This is a genomic window from Brucella sp. NBRC 12950 (assembly GCF_030268145.1).
Lineage (GTDB): Bacteria > Pseudomonadota > Alphaproteobacteria > Rhizobiales > Rhizobiaceae > Brucella.
Genome location: NZ_BSQC01000043.1, coordinates 1 through 690 on the forward strand (window position 1 = coordinate 1; position 690 = coordinate 690).

Consider the following 690-nt stretch of genomic DNA (forward strand, 5'->3'; position numbering starts at 1 on the left):
GGACTAGCGTCCTGTATTGGCGCCCTCTTGAAGGGGTGGCGAAAGTATATGGGCTTGTAGCTCAGTTGGTTAGAGCACACGCTTGATAAGCGTGGGGTCGGAGGTTCAAGTCCTCCCAGGCCCACCAAATTATCGCTCACGTGCCGTACGCAGCTATCGCTGCTTGCACTTCGCGTGAGCGCAGCATGGGCTGCGACGGCCGCTTGGCCTTGCAAAGCTTTGCTTTGATAAATGTGATAAGGGGCTTTAGCTCAGCTGGGAGAGCACCTGCTTTGCAAGCAGGGGGTCATCGGTTCGATCCCGATAAGCTCCACCATCACTTTTTTGGTGTCGAGTAGGACGGATTTTGGTCAATCAACAAAAGAAAGAAACGTGATTGCAGATCGCTTTGAGTGATTTGCCTGTTCTGTATGAAATAGTGAAGAGAAGATGTAATCGGACTGATCAATGATCAGTGTCGCAAGAGCTTGCTCAAGCCTTGCATTATGATTGGCAGCCTGACCGCGCCACCGATTGTATCTCGAGAAGCTGGTCTTTCTGCTGATAACGTCAGACTTTAATAGTTTGATGGATATTGGCAATGAGAGTGATCAAGTGTCTTAAGGGCATTTGGTGGATGCCTTGGCATGCACAGGCGATGAAGGACGTGATACGCTGCGATAAGCGTCGGGGAGGTGCGAATACCCTTTG

Annotated in this window: 2 tRNA genes and 1 rRNA gene; all 3 read left to right on the top strand. The window is 50.6% G+C overall.

From position 1 onward, the window contains the following. The first annotated feature begins 50 nt into the window (after positions 1 to 50). Positions 51 to 127 (top strand) — tRNA-Ile (locus QSJ70_RS27330). A 113-nt stretch (positions 128 to 240) separates the two neighbouring features. Continuing rightward, positions 241 to 316 (top strand) — tRNA-Ala (locus QSJ70_RS27335). A gap of 272 nt (positions 317 to 588) precedes the next feature. Beyond that, positions 589 to 690: ribosomal RNA gene (locus QSJ70_RS27340) — 23S ribosomal RNA — on the top strand; the annotation flags it as partial.